The following is a 23,149-nucleotide window of genomic DNA, read 5'->3' as shown; positions in this document are numbered from 1 at the left end:
CCTGTTTCCTTGAATAGGTCCTTAGTTTGTATTTTATGTTAATCAGGAGTGGTCTACCAAGGCCACTCCTGGCTATAACCCCACAGACATGGGACAATACGCGCGCATTGCCTCTACCGGCAAGCCCAAGGTGGTGATCATTGGAGGCGGCTTCGCCGGACTGGAGCTGGTGAAATCGTTGAGCCAGGCAGACCTGCAGGTGATCCTTATTGACAAGCAGAACTACCACACCTTTCAGCCGCTCATGTACCAGGTGGCCACTGCCGGGGTAGAGGCCGATGCCATTGTGCACCCGTTCCGGAAGGTGTTTGAACGCCAGAAGAACTTCTATTTCCGGATGGCCGAGGTGCAGCGCGTAGACACCGCCCGGCAACTGGTGGAAACCAGCATTGGCCTCATTCGGTATGACTTTCTGGTGATTGCCACGGGCGCCACCACCAACTACTTCGGTGACGCGCAGATGGCCCAAAACGCCATTGCCATGAAGAGCATTGACGATGCCCTCAGCCTGCGCAACACCATCCTGGACAATTTTGAGAAGGCTCTGCAACTGGACGATGAAGAGCAGCTCAACAGTCTCATGGACTACGTGATAGTGGGCGGCGGGGCCACTGGCGTGGAACTGGCCGGCGCCCTGAGCGAACTGCGGCGGCACGTGTTCCCCAAAGACTATCCCGAACTGGATTTCAAGTCCATGGACATTCACCTGATCCAGAGTGGGGGAGAACTGCTGAAGGGCATGTCAAAGGAAGCCTCAGAAAAGTCATTGGCGTTTCTGCGGGAGATGGGCGTAGACGTGATGCTCAACCGCCGGGTAAAATCATATGACGGCTACACCGTGACCCTGGACACCGGCGAAACCCTGATCACGCGCACCCTTATCTGGGCGGCGGGCGTCACCGGGAACCCCGTGCCAGGCCTCCGCCCCGAGAGCCTGCTGCGCGGCAACCGCCTGCAGGTAGACGAGTTCCACCGGGTGGCCGGCTATGACAACGTCTTCGCCCTGGGCGATGTGGCCGCCATGGTGACGCCCGCCTACCCGCAGGGGCACCCCATGCTGGCCCAGCCCGCCCTGCAGCAAGGGCGGCACCTGGGCAAGAACCTGGTGCAGTTCCTGGCCGGCCGGCCCATGCAGCCCTTCGTGTACAAAGACCAGGGCGCCATGGCCACCATAGGCCGCAACAAAGCCGTTGCCGACCTGAAACTGTTCAACCGGGAGATCAAGGCGCAGGGCTTCGTGGCCTGGCTCATCTGGATGTTCATTCACCTGGTTTCCATTGTGGGCTTCCGCAACCGGCTGGTGGTCATGACCAACTGGTTCTGGAACTACTTCACCTATGACTCCGGCAACCGCCTCATCATCGGGAAGAAACAGGAAAACATTCCCATCACCCAGACCATCACGCACAAAACCGTCATCTGACCCCTTACCGGCCCCCTCACCAACCCTATCTCTGCCTCGCTTTTTGGCTCCAGTAATCGGCGGAGGGTGCCTACGCTTAGGTAGATTATTCTACAACTTATGGTTGCCCTGCGGGTATAGCCTTACCGCCGCTTAGTCCTGCCTTACCCCTTTGCCTAGTCATGAACGGTGGAAACTGGCAACTGGAATGCCGCTGCAAACGCCCGGTGAAACTTAAAACCTCCCTCTCTTTCCTCGCTCGCCTCCGGCGAGTGTGCGCTATCGGGCGGCCTCTGGCCGCGTTGCGGGGCTACGCGCTTTAGGCCTGATTTCGCAAAAATAGCTCTAAAACAGATAATGCACCTTGTAGCAGAAGCTTATCAACATTGCTGCATTCCTGCCCGGCGGCGAGACGCCGCCCCATTGCTCACACTCGCCAGAGGCGAGCGAGGGAGTTGGAGGGAACCGGGTAGAACCGAGCCAAAGGATAGAGTTGTCGTTTCTGCTCCAAAGTTGCCTCAGAGGTAGAGCAAGCCATGGCACAGACTTCCCGGAGGTTTGAACAGTGGTCTTTTCAGGAATTGGTTCTTTGCAGGGTACAATTTTATTTACATAGGTTCTTTTTGAATCTATTTTAAGAAACCACCAACTAAATGAAAATGAACTCGTTGCAAATAATATGGTACAATTTAAAGGCAAAATTATGAAACAATCTGTACTCACCCTTGTATTGGTAGTGGCGGTGGTGGTAGAGACCATGGGCCAGACCATTTCCCGGCCGCAAAGTACCGCGCCGGTGGCGAATTCTTCCGTCAGGAAGGGGAACTGGCTCATTGGGGCCGGTATTGGATCAATCGGGCACAACTTCAAGTCTGAGACCTTCAGCTTTGAGCTGGAACCTAGGGCGGGCTTTTTCATCAGCGACAACGCGGCCATAGGTACCCAGGTACAGCTGGCGGCCGAGATCTTTGACGGCGGCGAGTTTGTGAGTTACGGCTTAACACCTTTCATCCGGTACTATTTCCCTGAGGGAGCCGCCCCCACGCACCGCTGGTTCGGGGAGGCCCTGGTGGGGTTTGCCGGCAGCAACCTGGAAGACGTTGAGGGCGACCGGTTCTTTTCTACGGTGTATGGGGTAAGGGCCGGGTACGCCCACTTTGTGGCCACCAACGTCTCACTGGAGGGGACCCTTAACCTGGTGCGCAGCCACGCCAACATTGACGTGGGATCGGGCACCTCGGGGAGTACCGGCTTGTCACTGGGGCTGGGGCTGCAGATTTACCTGCCCTCCCGGGCGAACCGTGAGCCTTGAGCCCCAGGGCGGGGGATAACGCTGCGTAGGGCCGCGACACGGGCGTAGTCCCGTAAGTTGATGTTGCGCAATGAACTGGTTTGTGATGCTCTGGAAGCAGGACCTGTGCAGGAAAGCTACCGTTTAAGTCCCTCGCCTCCGCAGTTCATTTTTTCCGGTAAGGAGCCTGCCCTCAGATGTGTCTCAAACACAGCTGGGGCAGTTGGGGCGCTAACCGGTGTGCTTCGCTTCACAGCCCTATGATGGAAACGCCTGTTTTGGCCCCGTTTCAGACAAAACGGGGCCAAAACAGGCGTTTTATGTGAGCGTTTGGAGATGTTCCTGATATGGAAAACACCGCTGTTCCACTGCCCGTGCTTTGTTTCCCCAGGAAAAGATCATCCCAAAAACGCCCCTGCCGAAAAGGGGCTGTTTTGGGGAAAACAACTCCTTTTCGGCAGGGGCGGTAAGGTTGGGTTCCTGACCAGGAAAACCTGCTACAGAGGTGCACCGGGGCAAAGCGCAGGCACAGAACCGGCTGTTGCCGGCTTAGTAATGGAGCACTTTGAGGGCTTCCTCATTGCCAATCTTCTCGGCCATCTCCAGGGCGGTGAGGCCGCGGCTGTCCCTGATGTGCTGGTCGGCCCCGTGTGCGGCCACCAGTTTCACCAGTTCGTGGCGGCCAAACATGGTGGCAAACATGAGGGCGGTGCCGCCGCTGTTGTTCTGGAGGTTGAGGTCGGCGCCGCGCTCAATCAGCAGTTCGGCAATATCGGCGTAGCCTTTGAAGCAAAGTCCCATCAGGGCCGTGTTACCGCTGTAGTCCTGCATGTTTACGTCGGCCCCAGCGTCTAGAAGCGCTTTGGTGGCTTCATAATGGCCCTCATAGGAGGCCAGGATCAGGGGAGTAAAACCACGACCGTTCTGCGCGTTGATGTCGGCGCCCTCGGCGATCATTTCTTGGATGGTCACCACGTCGCCTTTGCGCGCGGCATCAAACAAGATGTCTTCAACTCTGCTGGATGTGAAATTCATGGGGAAAGATGTTATAAGATGCACGTATGCTGCTGTATACGATTAATATACAGAAACGGCTATGTTTTTAGCGCAACAAAGTAGATGTGCCTGAGAATGAGATAGAAAAATTTTGAGGTTTCTTGCCCTTGTCTTCCTGCGCCCGAAGAAGTGCAGCCCTATCCTGTTTTTTGCCTGTTTTAGCAGAATTAACCCCTATACGCGGCCGCTTTCAAGGGGCGTATAAACCCTGTTTAAAATAGTATTATTCCAGTGCGCTTTCCTGTTTGGCCAGGTTTGGGGCCGAGCCGGTGGGAGAATGCGCAAGACCAAGCCAGCAAGCTACCATCAGAGGAACAGGTGATGAGCCAGGAAATGATAGATTCTGTTTTGGGGCCATTTGGCGAAAGATAGCTCAAAAACAAGACTCCCCGGCAGGTCTGCCGGGGAGTCTTGTTTTAGGAAAGGGAAAAGGTGCCTGTTCGGGTTACGGGGCTAGGGTTATTGTTTGACAAGCCGGAACGTTTTCACCGTCTCGCGCTGGCTCACCTTAAGCACGTAGATTCCCTTGCCCAGGGCCTGGCCCAGCTTGGCCTGGTCGGTGGCGGTGCCGGCTTCCACCAGGGCGCCGGTGCTGCTGTACACCTGGTAGCTGAAGCGGCCCGCTAGTTTAAAGGTAAATTCCTGGTGCGCAGGGTTGGGATACACCGAGGCCGATACCGCGTTTACCTCATCGTCTATTCCTGTTACGGTAGACTCCTGGGTGCAGAACGGAAAGCCAACATCGGGCCGGCCGGCCAGGTACTGCCGCAGCCAGGTCATGGCCGGACGGTCAAAGCCGCCGGAGGTGAGCAGGTTTGTGTTGGCTTTCCAGGTTCTACCCGACTCATACCCCCAGAGGGTGATGCCCGCCACGGCCGGGTGCTGCCAGTACACCGGGAACAGGGTCTCATACCGGGTTTTCTGGAGGTTGTCGTCGCCGGAAATGTCCAGTTCGGTGACGTAGATGGGCACCCCGGCGTTGTCCATCAGGTCAAGGGCGTTTTTCAGCTGGGTGGCCGTGAGTGTGTTAATGTTGAACTCGTGCGCTTGGGTGCCAAAGCCGTCAATGAGGTTGCGGTCCCGCAGGAGCTTAATAATCTGCAGCTGCTCATTGATGGCCGGCTGGTCGTTCTCCAGGCCGTAGTCGTTCAGGATCAGTTTGGAGTTGGGGAAGTACTGGCGGGCTTTGGTGAACAACCAGATGATCCAGTCGTGGCCGGTGGCGCCCGCGCCGCCCAGGCCGGTCTTGAACGCCTGCGTGGCCGGGGCGTGGGTCCGCAGGTTTTCGTTCAGCACATCAATCTGGTCAATGCCGGTGGGGTACTGGGCGGCCACCGCGGCAATGTACTCCTCCATCTCTTCCTGGAACTCGGCGGGAGTGAGGAGCAGGGTATTGCGGCTGTTGATGGCCCAACCGGGGAACTGGCTGCCCCAGGCAAAGGCATGGTACCGGAACATGAGGTGGTTGTTCTTGGCGTGGTTGTAGGCCAGGTTGGCCCCGTTCCAGTTCATCACGTCGCGGGTAGCTTCCACCACGCCCCACTTGGTGTTGTTCTCGGCGGTTACCCCGTTCCAGAGCGGCAGGTAGTTGGTGGGCACGTTGCCGGCAATGATGTTGCCCAGGTACTTGCCCTTGCAGGCACTGAGGCCGTGGCTGGTGGCCGGTGCGCTGCCCACGGTGACCATCACTCCCGCCGAGGTGCTCACCGTATTCTGGTTGTCGGTGGCCTTGGCGGTAAGGGTGTAGGTGCCCTCGCTCAGCGGGGCCCACACAAACGAGAAGGTGTGGTTGGTGCCGGTAGTGGCTTCGCCGAGTTTGGCGGGCCCGTTAAAGAACTCCACCTTGGTCACGGTGCCGTCGGCGAAGCTGCCCCCGATGTCTGCGGCGTACACCTGAATGGTCATAGCCTTGCCGGCCTGGAAGTAGGCGTTGTTGTGCGGCGCCGTGATCACGCACGAAGGCGGGGTGTTGTTCTGCCCCTGCGCCTGAAACGACAGTAGGGTAAGCACCAACAGCAAAAGAGAGAGTAAAGGTTTTGTCATGGAAAAAGGCTGAAGTTTAAGAGCTGGTTTTAGCCTGAATATACTCAAAAGGACTATAGCTTGGCTACCAAAATGCCAACGTTAGCGTAAATTTTTAGGGCTGAACCAGAGAAACTTACAATCAAAGGAAAGCAGGAAGCTACCAGGGCTCCCGGGTAGCTTCCTGCTTTGACCGGGCACGTCAGCTTTATTGAATGACCAGCTGTTGGTTGGTCAGCACCTTGGCATGGTCTCTCACCTGCAGCAGGTAGTTGCCCGGTCTCAGGTGGCTGTTTACCTGAATCTCGGTGGCGGCTTTCACCTCTTGCCGGTACACGGTTCTTCCCAGCAGATCCACTACCTGAACAGACAAGTTACCCGAGGTTTCCTGATCGCCCAGGCGGATGCTGAACTGCCCGTTGGCGGCGGGGTTAGGGAAAACGGCCGGACGGGAAGAAGCCAGCTCGGTAGCGGCAGAAGCCGGGGAGGAAGTGGCCGCCGCCAGCGGCGCCACGCTGATCTGGAACTCAGATACCTTCAGCCGGTTTACAATGACGTTGCCGCCCTCAGTGGGGATGCTCACGCGGCTGTACAGGTTCCCCACGCTGCTGTAGGAGTACTGTACCATGGCGGGTTTGGCTACTTTGGGGTTGGATACCTCTACCGTGTTGCCCACAATGACCGCCGTGGCCGTCTGGAACCGGCCATTGGCGTCGGCTACTTTAAACTCGCCGGGCGCCAGCCCATTGTCGGTGAAGAGGCCGTTGCCCAGGTGTTTCCAGTGCAGGATGACCTTATTCCCCGACACGTAGGAAGTAGGAATGTCGCGCACGGGAGCCGAGTACGGGATGTTGTCGCCGTACACCAGGCCCCGGGCCCCAATGGCAGTTCTGATGCCCACCGGCTTCTTTTCAGTGGGGTGCAGGGAGCCTCCCGGCAGGTCTCTGATGACCACCAGAAAACAGTTTGGCTCAGAGTCGGCGACCTCCAGTTGGGCATTGCGGGCGGCATTCCAGCCGGAGCGGTACGCCAGCTGAATGATGCCGAACGGAAGGTTGGCCTGGCCCCAGTCGGCCCGCCACTCCCGCACCAGGTTGGTCAGTTTGGCTCTATACCCGGTGTCGCCGCCGTTGCTTTCGCCCTGGTACCACGCCACTCCCTTCACGGCAAACGGCTGAATGGCCTTCACCATGGCGTCATAGTCGGTGCCCACTCCGCCGCTGGTGTGTTGCCACTGGTCAATGGCGGTTCCGTCGTGGGTGGCCTGAATCAAACCAATGGGCACGTTCCCCATCCATTGGGAGAGTTCCAGTCCCATCCAGTACCCTACTGCCGAAAAATTGGCCACCGTGCTGGAGTTGGACACTTTCCAGGTGGTGGTGGCGGGCCCGTTGCCCGCCGTCATGCGGAACAGGCGGATGTTGTGGTTGCCCGCATCGGCAATGGTGGCGGCGCTGTTGTTGGCATTGGACAGGGACCAGCCCATGTTAGACTGACCACTGCACAGCCACACTTCGCCCACCTGTACCCCGGTCAGGGTCACCGTTTCACTTCCAGAGGTGATGGTCATGGAACTGGGGGCCGCGCTGGCCGACATGCTGGCCAGGTCAATCCGCCACTTGCCGCCGGCATCGGCCACGCCAGACTTGTTCTGCCCCAGGAACTGCACGCTAACGGTGGCTCCCGCGGTGGCCGTGCCAAACACCGGAACCGCGGTACCCCGCTGCAGCACCATGTCTGAACCGAAGATGGGCGATAGGCTCAAGGCGGCCCAGGCGGCCGGCGCGCCCAACAGGAATGCCAGAATAAACGCTAAAAACGCAGATAAAATTCTCTTCATATAGGGTTGGGTTTAAGGTGAAAAATTTGAAAACCAAGAGATGGAAGCTGGTAGTAGAGTTTAGGAAGCCTACTTTAGCTGGGGAGCCCCAGGTCATGAATCAAAGTGCATAATCCCACCAGCCGGTCGATACGGGATGCAGCACCAGCTTTTGCCGGGCCAGCACCGCCGGACGTTCTGGAAAACCCAGATGACCCAGTGTTACCCCCGTGCTGGCAGTGCCACCGTTGGCATTAAAAAAGGCAGGCACCCCGCGCAGCGGATTTACCCAGAGGAATACCAAAATGCGGGACAGGCAGCCCGTACGGGGAAGAGGAGTGATTTTCTGCATACCGTAGTTTCTTTGGTGCACTATAGATAACAGGAGCAGCCTTTCTGTTGTCAGAAAGCAGCATGAAAAGCAAGCAGGAAAGGGTAATGGGTACTCTTCCACCTGTAGGGCCTATGGCACGCCGAGTTTCCTAGTACCCTAAGCCGTGTGCCGTTCCAGGTGACGCAAAGCGGGCGGGCGTAATGCCGGGAACATTTCCGCGAGGGAACCCCAACGCTTTGCCCGTAAACTTGTAAAAGTGAGCCCCTTTGGTGAAAAGAGGCTTAAAACAGAAAAGGAAAGCAATCTTAAGCAGGCTAGGGCTTTATACGCGTATTATGTAAAAAAAGTAGAGAAAAGTATATGGTTTTTTAGGGATGGGTTGAAAGGATGGAGTGCCCAGTACAGGAGTGAAGTACCCACACAAGTTGCACAAGCGAACCAGAACCCGCAACGGCAGCAGCTTTCATCGTATTTGCTTGCACTCTCCGAAGAATTTTTCCCTTCCTCATGGCAGCCTCTCCTCATTTTAGGGGTGTTTTCCGAAAAATGCCCTTAAAACTGGTGCTGGGGTTCAGGTTGAGTTGGACAATCCGCTGGGGAATGACAGAATGTGTTGTAGGATTTGTAAACTTTCCCTAACATACTTGAAAGTAGTTTAATTTATAGCTATTTTTATTTCACTTTTAGAAGTTCGCAAAAGGAGCTTTTCTGCCTGCTCCTGATCCTTGGTTGTGGTGGCTGTCCGGCGCCATAAAGATGTTCTCCAGGTAACACGCTTCGGGCGTGTGTTCTGCATCGCCTTGCTTCAAGCCCCCTTCACCAACCATACCGTATGAAAGCGTTTTTTCCCCTTGCCCGTGTCCTGGGCGCAAGCCTGCTGGTGCTCCTGAGTACCACCGGCTGGGCCCGGCAGGACGCCCCAACTGCCATCCCCATCACCACCACCTCTGAAGAAGCCCGTCAGTTATACCTGAAGGCCCGGGAAGACCTCAACAACCTCAAGTTCCAAAATGTGGCTGCCCTGCTGGACCAAGCCCTGCAGGCAGACCCTGACTTTGCCATGGCCCACCTGCTGCGGACCCTGGCGGCCGGAAAATCCGGCGACCAGCAGGCCTTTCAGCAGCACCTGGCCAAAGCTACCGCGCTCAAAGACCGGGTGTCTGACGGGGAGCAGTGCCTGATCAGTTTTGTGCAGGCCAACATCAACCACAAGCCCCAGGAGGCAGTGGCCGCCATTGACCAGGCCGTGCGGCTCTACCCCAAAGACAAGTATGCGCTGCTGTGGCGCGGCCAGAACGCCCAGGGCCGGGGCGAGGTGGACCGCGCCATTGAGTCCCTTACCGCAGCCCTGGCCCTTGACCCCCATCTGGCGCCTGCGTACAACGCGCTGGGATACGCCTACACCAACAAGGAGGACTACGACAAGGCCAGAAAAGCCTTTGAGGCGTACATCAGGCTGGCGCCCCAGGAAGCCAACCCCTATGACTCCATGGGAGATCTGCTCCAGAAACTTGGCAAGCACAAAGAAGCCATCCAGCACTTCAGGAAAGCCGCCGAGCTGGACCCCTCGTTCAACATTTCCCTGACCAAGGTAGGCCATACCTACCTGCTCATGGGGCAGTATGACGAAGCCCGCAAAGCCTACCAGTACGCCGAGCGCCAGGCCTCCCTCTACCTGGAGAAAGCAGACAACCTCTTGGCCATGGCAGACGCGTACCTGTCCGAAGGCCGCTACCAGGAAGCCATGGGCATGGCAGACAAAGCCCTCACAGTGCTGCAGGAGAACAACAATACCCTGTTTCAGGCCTGGGTTTACCTCCAGAACGCGGAAGTGTACACCCAGATGAATGCCCTGGCCCAAGCCCGCCAGAACCTGGACCAGGCGAGTGCGCTCAAAAACAGGGGTGATTTTATCCCCGTCCAATCTGCCCGGCTGCAGGAACGGATCCTGTACGTAGAAGCCCTGTTGGCGGCCAAACGCCATGACTTCGCGCTGGCCAGGACCAAAGCCGAGGCGCTCAGGACCCAGCTGGCGGCCAATGGCCATTCCACAGGCATGAAGGAGTACCATCAACTGGCGGGAATCCTGGCCTACGAGCAGGGAGACATGAAAGAGGCTTTGGCCCAATTAGCCCAGGCCGACCAGGTGAACCCCAGGGTGGTGTACCTGCAATCCTTGGCCGAGGCCAGAACCGGGAACAAGGGAAAGGCAAACCAATTCAAACGCAAGCTTCTGGCACTCCATGAGCCGGGCCTGGAATATGCCCTTGTCATGGCCTCCATGGCCAAAAAGCCTAAAATGGCAGCTAAGTAAACAGCTGCCCCAGGCTGCACCCCTGGGGGAAGCGCCTCCTCCCCAATCCGCCAACGGGAGCGGGAAGGGGGCGCTTCCTCTCCCTGTTCCCCTTCTGGAGACAGTTTCCCCCTCTTATGGCGCCAGTTTGTGTGAAACTCCTTGAAACCCCATGCCATGAACGTAGAGAGCATCTTCAGGGTGCCTAAAAGTACCGCTACCAGGAATGTGTTCATCAGTTACCGGGCAGATGATGCCAAATCAGAGGCCGCCAGGCTTTCTGATGCGCTAAGAAGCCGTTTTGACGACAGGTACATCTTCCATGACATTAAGAAGATTGAGCCGGGCTTAGATTTCTCTGAGGTGATCTCCAGCTATCTGAGATCCTGCGATGTCATGCTGGTGGTCATGGGCAAAAACTGGATTGGGGCAGACCCAGCCAGCGGCAGGGTGCGCATTCAGGCGCCCGAAGACTGGGTAAGGATTGAGGTGGGTACCGCCCTCCGGAAAAACATCCGGGTGATTCCCGTGCTGATGGACGGGGCCACGCTGCCCCTCCCCGAGCAACTGCCCCCCGATTTGGCGCCCCTCTTACTGAGGCAAACATTTGACATCAGGCATAAAAAGTGGGAGGCAGACACCACCGAACTGCTGGACTTTCTGGAAAAGGGGGTGGGCATACCTGCCAAAAAGAAAGGCCCCGACCCGGGCATACCCTGGAAAGGGGGCTGGCTCAAGCGGAACTGGCTCTGGGTAGCCGTGGTATCGGCGCTGGTGGGCTTCATCTGGATCTTGCTGGAGTCCCTGGCCCTGCTGTTTCCCGCTGAGTATACCACAAAGCCGGTGAACCCGCCCGCCACTACAACCGGCACCGCTTCTACCACCGGAGGGCCGGTCCACAACCCAGACCCGGTGGTGAAACCGGTGCCGCCCATAGCCATTGGGGGAACCTGGGTAGAGGAGCATGACGGAACCCAGTACCAGATCAGCCAGGACCAAGGAACGTTTACCATCCAGGCCTACAGTGACGGGGTGCTTATTGGCAGCGGCAGCGGCGCGGTCAGGGAACAATTGGTAACCTTTGACTTAACCCTGGACCTGGCTTACCTCACCGGAACGGTTTCCTGCCAGCTCACCCTCTCCGCCGATGGGAAAAGAATGAGCGGCACCGGGGTCATGAAGGAAACCGGGGTTACGTCACCGTTCTCTTTCGCCAGGCTGAACTGAGCCAGTTGGCGCCACCCGTACCCGGGGGAACTTCCCTCTGCCAGAGCAAACCACTCCCGCGCATTTACGGGGAGCAGTGGTTAAGCCCCAGACCTTGATGGTCCTTGCCTCAGCTGCCGCTTGTGCTTTGTACATCTTATATCTCCCGTGCCCTATGACGCTCCAGCAAAAGCTAGCACCCACCAGCCCCAAGCGAATCCTGGCCCTGGACGGCGGCGGGATAAGAGGGGCGCTCACCCTGGGCTATCTACAGAAGATAGAGGAAATCTTGGGGGAGCAGCACCACCATGACCCGGCGTTCAGGCTCAGCCATTACTTTGACCTTATTGGGGGCACCAGCACCGGGGCCATCATTGCCGCCGCCCTGGCCATCGGCATGAAGGTGGAGGAGATCAAAACAAAGTACTTTGAACTTGGGGGCAAGATCTTCGGCGACCGGCACAAGTGGTACGAGGTGTTCAGCCTCCTAAAGGCCCGGTTTGATGCTGGTCCCCTGGACAAAGAGCTGCAAAAGGTGTTTGAGGACATTACCCTGGGCAGCGACAGGATTCAGACGGGGCTTTGCATTGTCACCAAACGGGCAGACACCAACAGCGTGTGGCCCATTATCAATCATCCAGAAGGAAAGTTCTTTGACAGCAAGCTAGGCAGGAACAAGGATATTCTGCTCTGGAAAGCGGTACGGGCCAGCGCCGCTGCGCCCACCTATTTTCTACCCCAGGTCCTGGACGTGGGCGGTGGCCTGCCCGAGGCCGCCTTCGTAGACGGCGGGGTAAGCATGGCCAACAATCCTGCCCTGCAGTTACTCATGGTGGCTACCCTCAAGGGTTTTCCCTTCAAATGGAAAATAGGGGCCGAAAACCTGCTGCTGGTGTCGGTGGGTACTGGCATGGGCAAACCCCAGCGGTTACCCCAGTCCATCACCCAGAACCACCTCTTAGACTGGGCCCAGCAAATACCCGACATGCTCATGCAGGATGCCAGCTGGCACAACCAGCTGATTCTGCAGTGGCTCTCTGCCTCGCCCACCCGGTGGGAGATTGACAGCGAGATAGGCAAGATGGAAGAAGACCTGCTGGTGGCGGACACCAGTGGCCGGGGCCTGCTGGCGTACCTACGCTACAACTACTGGCTTGACCAGGAGCACCTGCAGCCCCTGATGGAAAAACCGTATTCCCCGAAGCAGATAGCCGATTTGGTGGACATGAGCAAGGCCGCAAGCCGGTTTGAGCTGTACGAGATTGGGTACAAAGCCGCTGCCGCTGAGGTAGAGGCAGCGCATTTCCCGCTGTCCTTCAAACCAGAAAGCGCGGTGCTGTCATGATGAGGCCCCTGTGTTTTGTGGTGATGCCCTTCGGCCGGAAGAAAGACCTGGAGGGGAATGAGGTAGACTTTGACCTGGTGTACTCCGCCCTGATCAAACCTGCCATAGTGGCCGCCGATCTGGAGCCCATCCGGGCCGATGAGGAAACCATCAACGGCATCATCCACAAGCCCATGTATGAGCGGCTCATCCTGTGTGATTACGCCGTGGCCGACCTCACCACAGCCAACGCCAACGTGTTCTATGAGCTGGGCATTCGGCACGCCATAAAGCCGTGCACCACCATCACCCTCTTTTCCGCAAGTTCCCGGCTTCCCTTTGACCTGCATTTCCTCAGGAGCATGCCCTACCAGTATGACCATGCCACGGGGAGCCTGTTAGCGGTGGAGCAGAGCGTGTCTGCCCTGCGCGCGCAGTTGCTGCGGGCCAAGCAGGAAAAGACCATTGACAGCCCGGTGTACCAGCTGGTAGACGGCATTGCCTTCCAGAACAGTGTGGCCCACGAGAAGACCGATATTTTCCGGGACCTGGTCAAATACAAGCAGGACATCAAAGACCGGCTGGCGGAGGCGCGGGAACTGGCGGGGAGCCGGGAGGAAAGAATAAGGGCGGTGGAAGCGATAGTGCAGGGGCTGGTGCTGGAGAACGAAGAAACCGGGGTTCTGGTAGACGTGATGCTTTCCTACAGAGCCATTGGCGCCTACGAGCAGGCGGTGGCGTTCATCAAACAGATGCCTGCCCATGTGCAGCAAACCAGAATGGTGCAGGAGCAGCTTGGGTTTGCCCTAAACCGGGCCAAAAAACGGAAAGAGGCCATTGCCGTGCTGGAGCGGGTGCTGGAACAGAACGGTCCCAGCAGCGAGACCTACGGAATCCTGGGCAGGGTCTACAAAGACTTGTTTCAGGAGGCCTACCACCAGGGCCAGGAACTGCTGGCCGAGTCTTACCTGGACAAGGCGCTGGAAGCGTACCAAGCCGGCTTTGAGGCTGACTGGCGGGACGCGTACCCGGGCGTAAACGCCGTCACCCTCCTGGCCCTGAAGGGCGAGGAGCAGGAAGCACGGAAACTGGCCCCGGTGGTGGAATACGCCGTGCAGCGGAAGCTGGCCGCCAAACGCCCCGACTACTGGGACTACGCCACCCTGCTGGAGATCGCGGTCATTGCAAACTGCGAGGCCAAAAGCCGGGAGTACCTGAAAAAGGCCCTGTCCAGCCCCATAGAAGGTTCCTGGATGCTCCAGACCACCCTCCAGAATTTACAGCTGCTTCATGCGTTCCGAACGAAAAGAGGGGAGGCAGACCCCGTTGGCGAGAAAGTGCTGGTTCTGCTGGCAGAGCAGGTGCCGTAAGATAGCCATGCGCGGCCCTCCGCTGGTTTTCTGGCGGGCAGTTGCCCAGATAAGGTCCTTTCTTTCAACCGCAACAAAGTCCTGGTAAAGAGGCCCAGCCAAGAGAAATTTCTCTCCTGGCAACAGCAGGTTAGGGAAGGGCGTTTTTGGGCAATTTTCCTGAAAATCGGGCAAAACCTGTTGCTTTATTTTGGGAGAAATTCGCAGCTTTACGGCAGGGCAAACTTCCAGTCCTTCTTTGTGGGGGCGACTCCTTTACCAAGGCATCTTGAAAGGAGAGAGGAAACCCATGCCTCCAAAAGCCTGGCTGCCTTGGCGCTTGGGGGAACCCTTAAGTTACGGGGCGGTTTGCCAGAATTTCCCTACAGTACCTAACCATCTACAAAACATAACAGCACCATGGAACAAACAAAAATCACGGTTGAAGCAACCTTTTCGGCAGACCTGGGCAAGGCGTGGGACTTCTATACCAGGCCCGAGCACATCACCAACTGGAACTTTGCCTCAGAAGACTGGCAGTGCCCCAACGCAGAAAACGACCTGCAGGCTGGCGGAAAGTACAGGGCCCGGATGGAAGCCAAAGACGGCAGCTTCGGGTTTGACTTTGAAGCCATCTATGACGAGGTCATTCCCCAAAAGCGCCTTACCTACACCATGACGGACGGAAGGCAGTGCACCACCGAGTTCACAGACCTGGGCGGGGCCACCAACGTGACCACCACGTTTGATGCCGAAGGCGAACATGACACCGAGATGCAAAGAGCCGGCTGGCAGGCAATCCTGAACAACTTCAAACACTACACAGAGACCCACTGAAAGTAGGGCTACCCAGAACCGGTGAACGGGGGCTGCGTGCCGGCAGCTAGAGCAAACTCCGGACAGGGATGGCTCAATGCCCAGCTCTCTTCAGGACCTTAGAAAGAAGTTAGCACTTGCGCAGATTCCGTTCCTGAAACCACATTCCTGCCAATTAAAAAGCCTTGCAAACACCAGTTTGCAAGGCTTTTTAGTACCCCTTTTTAACCTTGGCGGAATTGTGTGGAGTGGTCGGGCAGAAATCCCGATGCAGGTTTCCATACCTTGCCAATTGATCATTCCCTTGGGTTGGAGTAGAAGGTCTGTGGGGTGGAAGCAGGGGAGACAAAGGGCTGAAAATTAATTAATTTTATTATTTGTGAATCCAAATAATTATTACTTTAGTATAAAGAAGTAAGCAGCAAGGGTTAAACGCCTGTTCCTTCTGGTAAAAAGGAAGGGCGAGTATAACATAACCTATTCCGCGGTATTATCAGAAACCTGAGCCCGACTTTCCTGTACCAGGAAAACATAGCCTCTAAGCCTCCCGGCAGGGAGCGTGTCGTGCTTTTCATCAGCTTTTCCACCTTCCCAAAGTTGACATACTCCCATAGCGGTTGTTTGCGCTGAATAGGTTTTAGTTCAGCCGAGGCCATGGACACCCTTTGGAAGTAAGCCGGTATGCTTTTTTCCAGTACAGGAGCTTCCTAGCCAGGAACCCTGTATGGTTTTCTTATCCGCCCTGCCACTCTCCCGTTCTGCCGGAGATTCCTCTGCCCACGGTGAATTCCTGCTTTTTAGCAAGCCTTAATTCCGCTGACCCGTGATTTCCCACGCCCTCAAGATTCTGGTTTCTGAGCTCAATACCTTTTTTGAGGGCATTCAGCCGGCCGTGGAAGACACCGTGGTGCTGGGCAACATCGCCACGATGGAATCGCCCACGGGCACGGACAATGCCGAGATGCGGGACAAGGTGGTGATGACCCTGGTGAACCTGCGCGAGGAGAAGACCCTGAAGAACTCGCCGTACTCCTTTGCCAACAGCGCCACCCTCAAGACCGAGTATTTCAACCCGCCGGTATTCGTGAACCTGTTCGTGCTGTTCTCGGCCACGGCCAATAAATACGAGAAAGCGCTCACGTACCTGTCCCGGCTCATCCGGTTTTTCCAGACCAGGAACATTTTCACCCACCTCAACAGCAACCTGGCCGTCACCGGTGAATTCATGGAGTATGACCGCCTGAGCGAGTTCAAGCTGATTGTGGACCTGTACTCGCCCACCTTTGAGGAACTGAACCACCTGTGGGGCACGCTGGGCGGCAAGCAGTACCCCTCGGTGCTGTACCTGGTGCGCCTGCTGGAACTGAAACAGGAAACCGTGACCGAGGGCGGCTCCCTGATTTTGGAGACAAATGAGAAAATCGGCCACAAAACGCCCGTGTCCTGAAGTCAATGGAAAGCACAAAACGCAGATACCAACCCCTGATGGCCGTGGACATCCTCCACCACTCCTTCCTGGACGAGGGCGGGAAAATCTTTGACGGGACTCAGGATCTGCCCGCGCCCCGCAAAGCCCAGAAGCTGAAAACCTATGACGTGCGCGAGTGGCTTTTGGTAGAGCCAGACACGAGCACCCGCAAAGCCCTGCAAGCCCATGGCGTCCTGCTGAAACAAACCAAAACCGGCTTCCTGCTGCTGGCCCAACTAGCCGATGCGCTGCCCGGCACCCGCAAACCGCTGGCCAACCTGGAAAAGATGGTGCTGGGCTTCTGGCTGAAGTGGCAACTTCCGGAACTGGCTGCGCAAACGGCGTTGGCTTACCGGGTAAAGGCCGATGGTGGGAGGGGAGTCTACCTGTTCGGGAACCAGTGGGCCCGCATCTTTGGGGGCGCATATCCGCACCTCACCCTGCCTTTGCCCACGTACCGCCCCGAAGAAGACTATCTGCCCGGCGACCTGGTCCGGAAAGACGCGAAACACTACCGGGCCATCGCCAAAAGCAAGGGAGCCGCCGTTACAGATGCCGCTTTCTGGCAACCCACCGACAGCAAGATCAGCTACGCCAGCCGCCAGAGCCTGCAAACCCAACAAGCAGCGGTGCCCCTTGATGTCTGGGGCAAAATTGAGATCTCGGGCAAAAGCGGGCTCAGCAATTACAGCCTCCTCACCGGCACCGGCGACCTGAAGAACTCCCAGGTGTACAAACTCCATTTGGACAAGATGTGAAACTGCACGAACTCTAAAACCAGTCCTTAACCCAACCCAGCCATGTTGAACCTTTCTACCCTGCGGGTGCCCGGTGTTTACATTGATGAGGTCCCCAAATTCCCGCCCTCTATTGCGGCCGTAGACACGGCGGTGCCCGCGTTCATTGGCTACACCCAGCGCACCACCTTCATGGGCAAGGATTACGCGCTCACCCCGGTGCGCCTGGAATCTTTGGTGGAGTTTGAGGAAATGTTCGGGGGAAGTCCGCCCTTGAACGTGGCCGCCGTGGACCTGAGCGTGAACAACACCGTGAAAACGGCTACGGTGGAGAGCACTTATTATTTATACGACAGCCTCCGGATGTATTTCCGGAACGGGGGCGGCAAGTGCTACATCGTCTCGCTGGGGAAATTCCCTGATCCGTTTGTGCCTGCCGACCTGGCGACCGGCGTAGAAAGCGCCCTGGCCGAGTTGCGGAAAGAAGACGAGCCTACCCTGATCCTTTACCCCGACGGCATCAAACTGGCCCCCGATAAACTGGGCGATCTGCACAAGGTCACACTGGAACAATGCTTCAACCTGAAAGACCGTTTCCTGATTGCCGATGTCAAAATCGCGAATCCCTCCGACGAGAAATACCGCAAAACCGACATTGACGCTTTCCGCACCAACATAGGCACGGGCAATTTGCAGTTCGGGGCCGCGTATTATCCGTACCTGCGGGTGAACCTGCCCCGGCAGGTGCGCTACCGCGACGTGAAAGGCAAAGTGACCAAACTGGGCGCCATCATCAGCTGGGCCGACCCTGATTTTGTGGCCCCCACCGATACCACCACCCAGGAAAACCTGACGGAGTTGGACAACATCATCACCAGTTCCCAAAACCTGAACAGCGCCCTCACCACCTTCCTGGGCACCAAATCCTCCTTGGAAGAAATGTACCAGGAGCGCAAAGCCGCCTTTTACACCGCCATCAGCGAGCTGGTCGGCGACTACGCGGACATCACGACGGTCAAAGACAGCTACACCGCTGTTTGGGATTTTCTGTACCAGATCATCGACGCTTTCATAGACGAAAGTCTCAAGGATGACCCCTCAGCGTTGCTCGTGGGTTCCCTGCATGAAGAATTGAAGTCGCGCCTGTTTCCTTCTGGCGGTACGCCGCCGCTTTACCTCCGGCAGCTGTTAGGGGTGGAAGTGCTTTCCACCGATCCCGCCATTGTGGGCGATCCGGGTATTGCCAGCATCAACGACCAGGGCGGCCGCGCCTGGGACACCGATGAACTGGACGATGCCGTCACCGCCGGTTTGGCCGAGCCCGCCGACCCCACCGGGTTCACCTTCACCGCCGATGCCTCCGGCAACACAGACGCGGCCCGCGAAGACGCCGTGAAAAACCTGCGGGAAATTATTGAAAAACGCGGCGATTCCATTTTCAACGGCCTCTACACGCTGCTCTCCAACCTGCTCCGCGATGCCCAAACCTCAGAGGAAGCCGCCGAGGCCGACATTCTGCGCCGCATCCCGGTACTGGGCAACGTCATTTCCTATTTGAAGGAGCAAACGGCTCTGTTGCCGCCTTCCGGAGCCATTGCCGGCTTGTACGCCCGCGTAGACGCCGCCCGGGGCGTCTGGAAAGCGCCCGCCAACGAGAGTCTGATCAACGTGGTGGGGCCGTCGGTGAAACTGGAGGAGTCGCAGAACGGGGAGCTGAACGTGGATGTGAACTTCGGGAAGTCCATCAACGTGATCAAGGCTTTTACCGGCAAAGGCACCCTGGTGTGGGGCGCCCGCACGCTGGCCGGCAACAGCAACGAGTGGCGGTACGTGAGCGTGCGCCGCTTCTTCAACATGGTCACTGAGTCCAGCAAGAAAGCCACCGAGCAGTTTGTCTTCGAACCAAACGATGCCAGTACCTGGGTGAAGGTGCAGGCCATGATCGAGAACTTCCTGACCACGCTCTGGCGGCAGGGAGCCTTACAGGGCGCCATCACCGAGCACGCCTTCTACGTGGCCGTGGGCCTGGGCAAAACCATGACTCCGCTTGACATTCTGGAAGGCCGCATGATAGTGGAGATTGGCCTGGCGGTGGTGCGGCCCGCCGAGTTCATCATCCTGCGGTTCTCCCATAAAATGCCAGAAAGCTGATCTCCCTGCGCCTCGGGGCTAAGCTCCGGTGAAGTCTTTACTATACCCTTTTGTCTGTTTAAGCAGAAATACGTGAATGTGAAGGCAGGTTTCGGGGCTGTTTGCAGGAAAATAGCCCCAAAACGGCTTCTCCCCAATTTCGGCAGTTACCTCAGAAAATGCCTTGCGGCGCACTGTCAAGGCAATGGCCGAAGCTCCAGATTCGAAATGCAGTCTGAGGCTGTTTTGAGGAAATCGGCCCTGAAACGTGAGTACTAACAGATTTTCCCGCTGATCACCAAACGTAAACCAAGAGAAAGAGATGGCCGAGTATCCATTACCCAAGTTCCACTTTGAGGTTGAGTGGGGCGGGACCAAAATTGGCTTCACCGAAGTCACGGGCCTCAGCACGCAGATAGACCCCATTGAGTACCGCGAGGGGCACAGCCGCTCGTACGGCAAAATCGCGCAGCCCGGCTTGCCCAAAAACGAGAAGATCACCCTCAAGCGGGGCACCTTCCAGGGCAAAACCGATTTCTACGACTGGTTCAACAAAACCAGCCTGCTGGGCAAAGTAGAGCGCCGCGACATCACCATTAAATTGCTGAACGAAACCCACGAGCCCGTCTTTGTCTGGAAAGTCCTCAATGCGTTCCCCACCAAAGTGCAGGCCAGCGACCTCAAAGCCGACGGCAACGAGGTCGCCATTGAGACCATTGAGATCGCCCACGAAGGCCTGAGTCTGGTGAAATAAACGAGGAGGCTATGGAAGGGTACTATCCGCCGGTAGGGTTCCATTTCAAGGTGGAGTTCACCAACGTGAGCAACGTGGACAACGACACCCGTTTCCAGTCGGTGACGGGTTTGTCGGTGGAGTTTGAGACCGAGACCTTCAAGGAAGGGGGCGAGAACCGGTTTGAGCACGTGCTGCCCGTGCGGACCAAATACCCGGATCTGGTGCTCAAGCGCGGCTTCCTTACCAAGGACTCCAAAATCTTTGCCTGGTGCCAGGACGCCTTCCAGCGGCAGACGTTTGTGGGCGCCACGCTTCTGATCACCCTGCTCAACGAACAGCACGAGCCACTCAAAAGCTGGAACGTGGTGAACGCCTGGCCCCGCCGCTGGTCCGTCACCGATTTCAACGCCGAGAACAACAGCCTGGTCATTGAAACGCTGGAACTGCGCTACAACTACTTCACCGTAAACTAATGCGCCCATGCCGGTAGAGATAAGAGAACTGCATATCAAAGTAGTGGTGACGGAAGGCGCCTCGGGCAGCACGGGTGCGGGTAATTCCGGGGCAGCGGGCATGGCTACCTCGGCCTTGGGGGGCGAAGACCGCGAGGCCTTGATCGCTGAGTGCGTGGAACAGGTGATGCATTTGTTACGGGAACGGGAGGAACGCTAACTTTTGGCAGCCATGGCAGACACCGGAAAACTGGAGAAACTCAAGATCATCGCTTATGATAAAGCCGATCTAAGCGACGCCTCTTATGTAGGGGAGTACCTGGCCCTGGTGAACCCAGAAACGTACCAGCTAGACTACAAAGTGGCTTTTGTGGAAGCACAGGGGCAAGGTGCAAGCGCGAAACAGCAAACATACGTGCATACCAAACCCGAGGATTTCTCCTTTGAATTCCTCTTTGACGCCACCGGCCTCATTGAAGGTAGTCCAACCTCTGATATCTGGGCAGAGCTCAAGTATTTCAAAGACCTACTTACTGAATTCCATGGTCCCATCCACGAGACTCGCCACTTCAAACTGGTGTGGGGCGTAAGTTTATTCAAGTGCCGGCTTGCCTCCTTGCAGATCACCTTCAAGCTCTTTAAACCCGATGGTACACCCATCCGGGCCATAGCAAAAGCCCTTTTTAAAAGCAGCGTGGAGGAGAACCTACGGGTGGCCAAGGAGAACCGCCAATCCCCAGATCTCACCCATGAACGGCAGGTACTGGCGGGTGATACGCTGCCGCTGCTGTGTTTCCGGCTCTACGAAGATCCTCGCCGCTACCTGCAGGTAGCCAAAGCAAACGGCCTCACCAATTTTCGGCGGCTTGTCCCCGGCCAGACCCTGTACTTTCCGCCCGTAGCCAAATGATCAGCCCCCAAACCTTGCCCACAGCGGCCTCACCCGAGGTCTGCACCTTCCAGATTTTCTCTGAAAGCATACAGGTATCTTATACCGTGCACGTGTTATCCATTGTGGTGAGCAAAGAGGTGAACCGAATTCCCACGGCCACCCTGGTGATGCTGGACGGAGAAGCCGCCGCCGAGACCTTTGCCCTTAGTGACCAGGACCTGTTTGTGCCGGGCAAAAAGATTGAGATCAAGGCCGGGTACCGGGGGAAGGACGACACCATCTTCAAGGGAATTGTGATCCGGCACAGCATCAAGGTACGCCAAAACGGCTCTTTCCTGACGGTGGAGTGCAAAGACGAAGCGATGAAAATGACTGTGGCCCCGCGCAGCCAATACTACCATGACCAGCAGGACAGCAGAATTGCGGAAGATTTACTTAAAAAGCACCGTCTGGCCAGAGAGGTGGAGGAAACGAAGTTCACCCATCCGCAACTGGTGCAGTACCATGCCACCGATTGGGATTTCCTGCTCTCCCGCTTGGACCAGAACGGCCTGATCTGCCTGGTAAGCGACGGCAAGGTGAAAATAGAAAAGCCGAAGCTAGGGCAGGAGCCGGTAATAACCTTGCAGTTCGGCGCTACCTTGTTGGAACTGGATGCCGAGATAGACACGCGAGTTCAGCCTTCGGGGCTCAAGGTGCAGGCCTGGGACCCAGCTTCGCAGGAAATGAAGCAGGCGGAAGGCGTGGAGCCTAAAAGCAAGTTGAACGGTAATCTCTCAGGCAGCCAGTTGGCCAAAGTGGTGCAAGCCGAGCTGCAACCCGAGCCGCAGAGCGGAATGGTTCCGGAGCCGGTGCTTCGTGAGCTGGCCAACGCCAAACTGCTGAAACACCGGCTGGCCAAGATCCGGGGGCGGGCACGTTGCCAAGGTTTGGCGCAGTTGCTGCCGGGCCAAGTGGTAGAGCTGAAAGGAGTGGGCGACCGGTTCAAGGGGCCGGCTTTTGTGTCGGGGGTGCGGCACCAGATCTCCAACGGCAACTGGGAAACCGATGTACAATTGGGCCTGAACCCCGAGTGGTTTACGCAGACCGCCCGCCCGGCAAACCCGGCGCAGCCCTACCTGGGTATCACCGGCTTGCAGGTGGGCGTGGTGACCCAACTGGAGAAAGACCCGGCCGGGCAGGACCGCATCAAAGTACGTTTGCCGGTGATCAGCCAGAAAGACGAAGGCATCTGGGCCCGGCTGGTCACCCTGGATGCCGGGGAAAGCCGAGGTACTTTTTTCCGTCCGGACCTCAGGGATGAAGTAGTGGTGGGCTTTTTCAACGGCGACCCCAACCAGGCGGTAATCTTGGGCATGTGTCACAGCAGCGCCAAACCTGCCCCGCTCACCGCCGCCGATTTGAACGATGAGAAAGGCTACGTCTCCCGCAGCAAGATGAAAGTGCTGTTCCATGACAAAGACAAGACACTCACCATCCAGACGCCGGAGGGCAATTCCTTGCTTTTGAGCGAGAAGGAAAAGCGGGTGCAACTGCAGGACCAGCACGGAAACCAACTGGTGCTGGATCAAAACGGCATCACCCTCAGCAGCATCAAAGACATTACGCTCAAAGCCACCGCCGACGTGAAACTGGAAGGAATCAATATCTCGGCCAAAGGAAAATCGGCCTTCAAAGCCGAGGGCGGCAGCGGCAACGAACTCTCGGCGGGCAACGGCATGGCCATCGTGAAAGGAGGTACGGTCATGATCAACTGAAACAAATAGCCGAGTAATAGCCTTGACTTGGACCTTCCCGTTTTCGCCCTGTTTACCGGAAAATG

19 protein-coding genes are annotated in these 23,149 nt (G+C 57.1%); 15 read left to right on the top strand and 4 right to left on the bottom strand.

Annotated elements, in window-relative coordinates; translation table 11 throughout:
- Window positions 1-88: 88 nt before the first annotated feature.
- Window positions 89-1,423, top strand: a complete 1,335-nt coding sequence (locus tag JT718_RS18920) for an NAD(P)/FAD-dependent oxidoreductase (protein WP_205504361.1) — start codon at window positions 89-91, stop codon at window positions 1,421-1,423.
- A gap of 682 nt (window positions 1,424-2,105) precedes the next feature.
- Window positions 2,106-2,714: a hypothetical protein gene (locus JT718_RS18915; RefSeq protein WP_205504360.1), complete on the top strand. Its 609-nt coding sequence runs from the start codon at window positions 2,106-2,108 to the stop codon at window positions 2,712-2,714.
- 528 nt (window positions 2,715-3,242) lie between these two features.
- Here the strand turns inward: JT718_RS18915 and JT718_RS18910 are convergent.
- The 4 genes from JT718_RS18910 to JT718_RS18895 all read right to left on the bottom strand — a co-directional run bounded on the left by JT718_RS18910 (window position 3,243) and on the right by JT718_RS18895 (window position 7,942).
- Window positions 3,243-3,728, bottom strand: a complete 486-nt coding sequence (locus JT718_RS18910) for an ankyrin repeat domain-containing protein (RefSeq protein ID WP_205504359.1) — start codon at window positions 3,726-3,728, stop codon at window positions 3,243-3,245.
- Window positions 3,729-4,208: 480 nt separating this feature from the next.
- Window positions 4,209-5,792, bottom strand: coding sequence for an endo-1,4-beta-xylanase (locus tag JT718_RS18905; protein WP_205504358.1), 1,584 nt, complete (start codon window positions 5,790-5,792; stop codon window positions 4,209-4,211).
- 187 nt (window positions 5,793-5,979) lie between these two features.
- Window positions 5,980-7,611 carry a sialate O-acetylesterase gene (locus tag JT718_RS18900; protein ID WP_205504357.1) on the bottom strand — a complete coding sequence of 544 codons (1,632 nt, stop codon included), beginning with the start codon at window positions 7,609-7,611 and terminating at the stop codon, window positions 5,980-5,982.
- Window positions 7,612-7,711: 100 nt separating this feature from the next.
- Window positions 7,712-7,942: a hypothetical protein gene (locus tag JT718_RS18895; RefSeq protein ID WP_205504356.1), complete on the bottom strand. Its 231-nt coding sequence runs from the start codon at window positions 7,940-7,942 to the stop codon at window positions 7,712-7,714.
- Window positions 7,943-8,756: 814 nt separating this feature from the next.
- Between JT718_RS18895 and JT718_RS18890 the strand changes: the two genes are divergently transcribed.
- The 13 genes from JT718_RS18890 to vgrG all read left to right on the top strand — a co-directional run bounded on the left by JT718_RS18890 (window position 8,757) and on the right by vgrG (window position 23,084).
- Window positions 8,757-10,238 carry a tetratricopeptide repeat protein gene (locus tag JT718_RS18890; RefSeq protein ID WP_205504355.1) on the top strand — a complete coding sequence of 494 codons (1,482 nt, stop codon included), beginning with the start codon at window positions 8,757-8,759 and terminating at the stop codon, window positions 10,236-10,238.
- A gap of 156 nt (window positions 10,239-10,394) precedes the next feature.
- On the top strand, window positions 10,395-11,444 hold the full coding sequence (locus JT718_RS18885; protein WP_205504354.1) for a toll/interleukin-1 receptor domain-containing protein: 1,050 nt from the start codon (window positions 10,395-10,397) through the stop codon (window positions 11,442-11,444).
- 154 nt (window positions 11,445-11,598) lie between these two features.
- Window positions 11,599-12,768 (top strand): patatin-like phospholipase family protein, encoded by a 1,170-nt coding sequence (locus tag JT718_RS18880; RefSeq protein ID WP_205504353.1) that lies wholly within the window; start codon window positions 11,599-11,601, stop codon window positions 12,766-12,768.
- Window positions 12,765-14,117 carry a TRAFs-binding domain-containing protein gene (locus JT718_RS18875; RefSeq protein ID WP_205504352.1) on the top strand — a complete coding sequence of 451 codons (1,353 nt, stop codon included), beginning with the start codon at window positions 12,765-12,767 and terminating at the stop codon, window positions 14,115-14,117. The genes JT718_RS18880 and JT718_RS18875 overlap by 4 nt, the downstream gene beginning before the upstream one ends.
- Before the next feature lie 399 nt (window positions 14,118-14,516).
- Window positions 14,517-14,933 carry an SRPBCC family protein gene (locus JT718_RS18870; RefSeq protein ID WP_205504351.1) on the top strand — a complete coding sequence of 139 codons (417 nt, stop codon included), beginning with the start codon at window positions 14,517-14,519 and terminating at the stop codon, window positions 14,931-14,933.
- Between the two features lie 802 nt (window positions 14,934-15,735).
- A complete protein-coding gene (locus tag JT718_RS18865) occupies window positions 15,736-16,359 on the top strand; it encodes a contractile injection system cap protein (RefSeq protein ID WP_205504350.1) in 624 nt (207 codons plus the stop codon).
- Window positions 16,360-16,364: 5 nt separating this feature from the next.
- Complete coding sequence (locus JT718_RS18860; protein ID WP_205504349.1) at window positions 16,365-17,138, top strand: hypothetical protein; 774 nt, start codon at window positions 16,365-16,367, stop codon at window positions 17,136-17,138.
- A gap of 42 nt (window positions 17,139-17,180) precedes the next feature.
- The gene (locus JT718_RS20600; protein WP_240337176.1) at window positions 17,181-19,268 is read left to right on the top strand and encodes a phage tail sheath C-terminal domain-containing protein; all 2,088 of its coding nucleotides are present in this window, start codon (window positions 17,181-17,183) and stop codon (window positions 19,266-19,268) included.
- A gap of 301 nt (window positions 19,269-19,569) precedes the next feature.
- The gene (locus tag JT718_RS18850; RefSeq protein ID WP_205504348.1) at window positions 19,570-20,001 is read left to right on the top strand and encodes a phage tail protein; all 432 of its coding nucleotides are present in this window, start codon (window positions 19,570-19,572) and stop codon (window positions 19,999-20,001) included.
- An 11-nt stretch (window positions 20,002-20,012) separates the two neighbouring features.
- On the top strand, window positions 20,013-20,456 hold the full coding sequence (locus JT718_RS18845) for a phage tail protein (protein ID WP_205504347.1): 444 nt from the start codon (window positions 20,013-20,015) through the stop codon (window positions 20,454-20,456).
- A 7-nt stretch (window positions 20,457-20,463) separates the two neighbouring features.
- Complete coding sequence (locus tag JT718_RS18840) at window positions 20,464-20,655, top strand: DUF5908 family protein (protein WP_205504346.1); 192 nt, start codon at window positions 20,464-20,466, stop codon at window positions 20,653-20,655.
- A gap of 12 nt (window positions 20,656-20,667) precedes the next feature.
- Window positions 20,668-21,345, top strand: coding sequence for a CIS tube protein (locus JT718_RS18835; protein ID WP_205504345.1), 678 nt, complete (start codon window positions 20,668-20,670; stop codon window positions 21,343-21,345).
- Complete coding sequence (vgrG, locus tag JT718_RS18830; protein WP_205504344.1) at window positions 21,342-23,084, top strand: type VI secretion system tip protein VgrG; 1,743 nt, start codon at window positions 21,342-21,344, stop codon at window positions 23,082-23,084. The genes JT718_RS18835 and vgrG overlap by 4 nt, the downstream gene beginning before the upstream one ends.
- Window positions 23,085-23,149: the final 65 nt, after the last annotated feature.

It is taken from the genome of Rufibacter psychrotolerans, assembly GCF_016924645.1.
Taxonomy (GTDB): domain Bacteria; phylum Bacteroidota; class Bacteroidia; order Cytophagales; family Hymenobacteraceae; genus Nibribacter; species Nibribacter psychrotolerans.
The sequence above is the reverse complement of the archived record's forward strand: the minus strand, read 5'-3'. Positions and strand labels throughout refer to the sequence as shown.

What these genes read in the sequence shown, in the direction of transcription:
- JT718_RS18920 (WP_205504361.1), top strand. Translation starts at nt 89, where the DNA reads ATGGGACAATACGCGCGCATTGCCTCTACCGGCAAGCCCAAGGTGGTG.
- JT718_RS18915 (WP_205504360.1), top strand. Translation starts at nt 2,106, where the DNA reads ATGAAACAATCTGTACTCACCCTTGTATTGGTAGTGGCGGTGGTGGTA.
- JT718_RS18910 (WP_205504359.1), bottom strand. Translation starts at nt 3,728, where the DNA reads ATGAATTTCACATCCAGCAGAGTTGAAGACATCTTGTTTGATGCCGCG.
- JT718_RS18905 (WP_205504358.1), bottom strand. Translation starts at nt 5,792, where the DNA reads ATGACAAAACCTTTACTCTCTCTTTTGCTGTTGGTGCTTACCCTACTG.
- JT718_RS18900 (WP_205504357.1), bottom strand. Translation starts at nt 7,611, where the DNA reads ATGAAGAGAATTTTATCTGCGTTTTTAGCGTTTATTCTGGCATTCCTG.
- JT718_RS18895 (WP_205504356.1), bottom strand. Translation starts at nt 7,942, where the DNA reads ATGCAGAAAATCACTCCTCTTCCCCGTACGGGCTGCCTGTCCCGCATT.
- JT718_RS18890 (WP_205504355.1), top strand. Translation starts at nt 8,757, where the DNA reads ATGAAAGCGTTTTTTCCCCTTGCCCGTGTCCTGGGCGCAAGCCTGCTG.
- JT718_RS18885 (WP_205504354.1), top strand. Translation starts at nt 10,395, where the DNA reads ATGAACGTAGAGAGCATCTTCAGGGTGCCTAAAAGTACCGCTACCAGG.
- JT718_RS18880 (WP_205504353.1), top strand. Translation starts at nt 11,599, where the DNA reads ATGACGCTCCAGCAAAAGCTAGCACCCACCAGCCCCAAGCGAATCCTG.
- JT718_RS18875 (WP_205504352.1), top strand. Translation starts at nt 12,765, where the DNA reads ATGATGAGGCCCCTGTGTTTTGTGGTGATGCCCTTCGGCCGGAAGAAA.
- JT718_RS18870 (WP_205504351.1), top strand. Translation starts at nt 14,517, where the DNA reads ATGGAACAAACAAAAATCACGGTTGAAGCAACCTTTTCGGCAGACCTG.
- JT718_RS18860 (WP_205504349.1), top strand. Translation starts at nt 16,365, where the DNA reads ATGGAAAGCACAAAACGCAGATACCAACCCCTGATGGCCGTGGACATC.
- JT718_RS20600 (WP_240337176.1), top strand. Translation starts at nt 17,181, where the DNA reads ATGTTGAACCTTTCTACCCTGCGGGTGCCCGGTGTTTACATTGATGAG.
- JT718_RS18850 (WP_205504348.1), top strand. Translation starts at nt 19,570, where the DNA reads ATGGCCGAGTATCCATTACCCAAGTTCCACTTTGAGGTTGAGTGGGGC.
- JT718_RS18845 (WP_205504347.1), top strand. Translation starts at nt 20,013, where the DNA reads ATGGAAGGGTACTATCCGCCGGTAGGGTTCCATTTCAAGGTGGAGTTC.
- JT718_RS18840 (WP_205504346.1), top strand. Translation starts at nt 20,464, where the DNA reads ATGCCGGTAGAGATAAGAGAACTGCATATCAAAGTAGTGGTGACGGAA.
- JT718_RS18835 (WP_205504345.1), top strand. Translation starts at nt 20,668, where the DNA reads ATGGCAGACACCGGAAAACTGGAGAAACTCAAGATCATCGCTTATGAT.
- vgrG (WP_205504344.1), top strand. Translation starts at nt 21,342, where the DNA reads ATGATCAGCCCCCAAACCTTGCCCACAGCGGCCTCACCCGAGGTCTGC.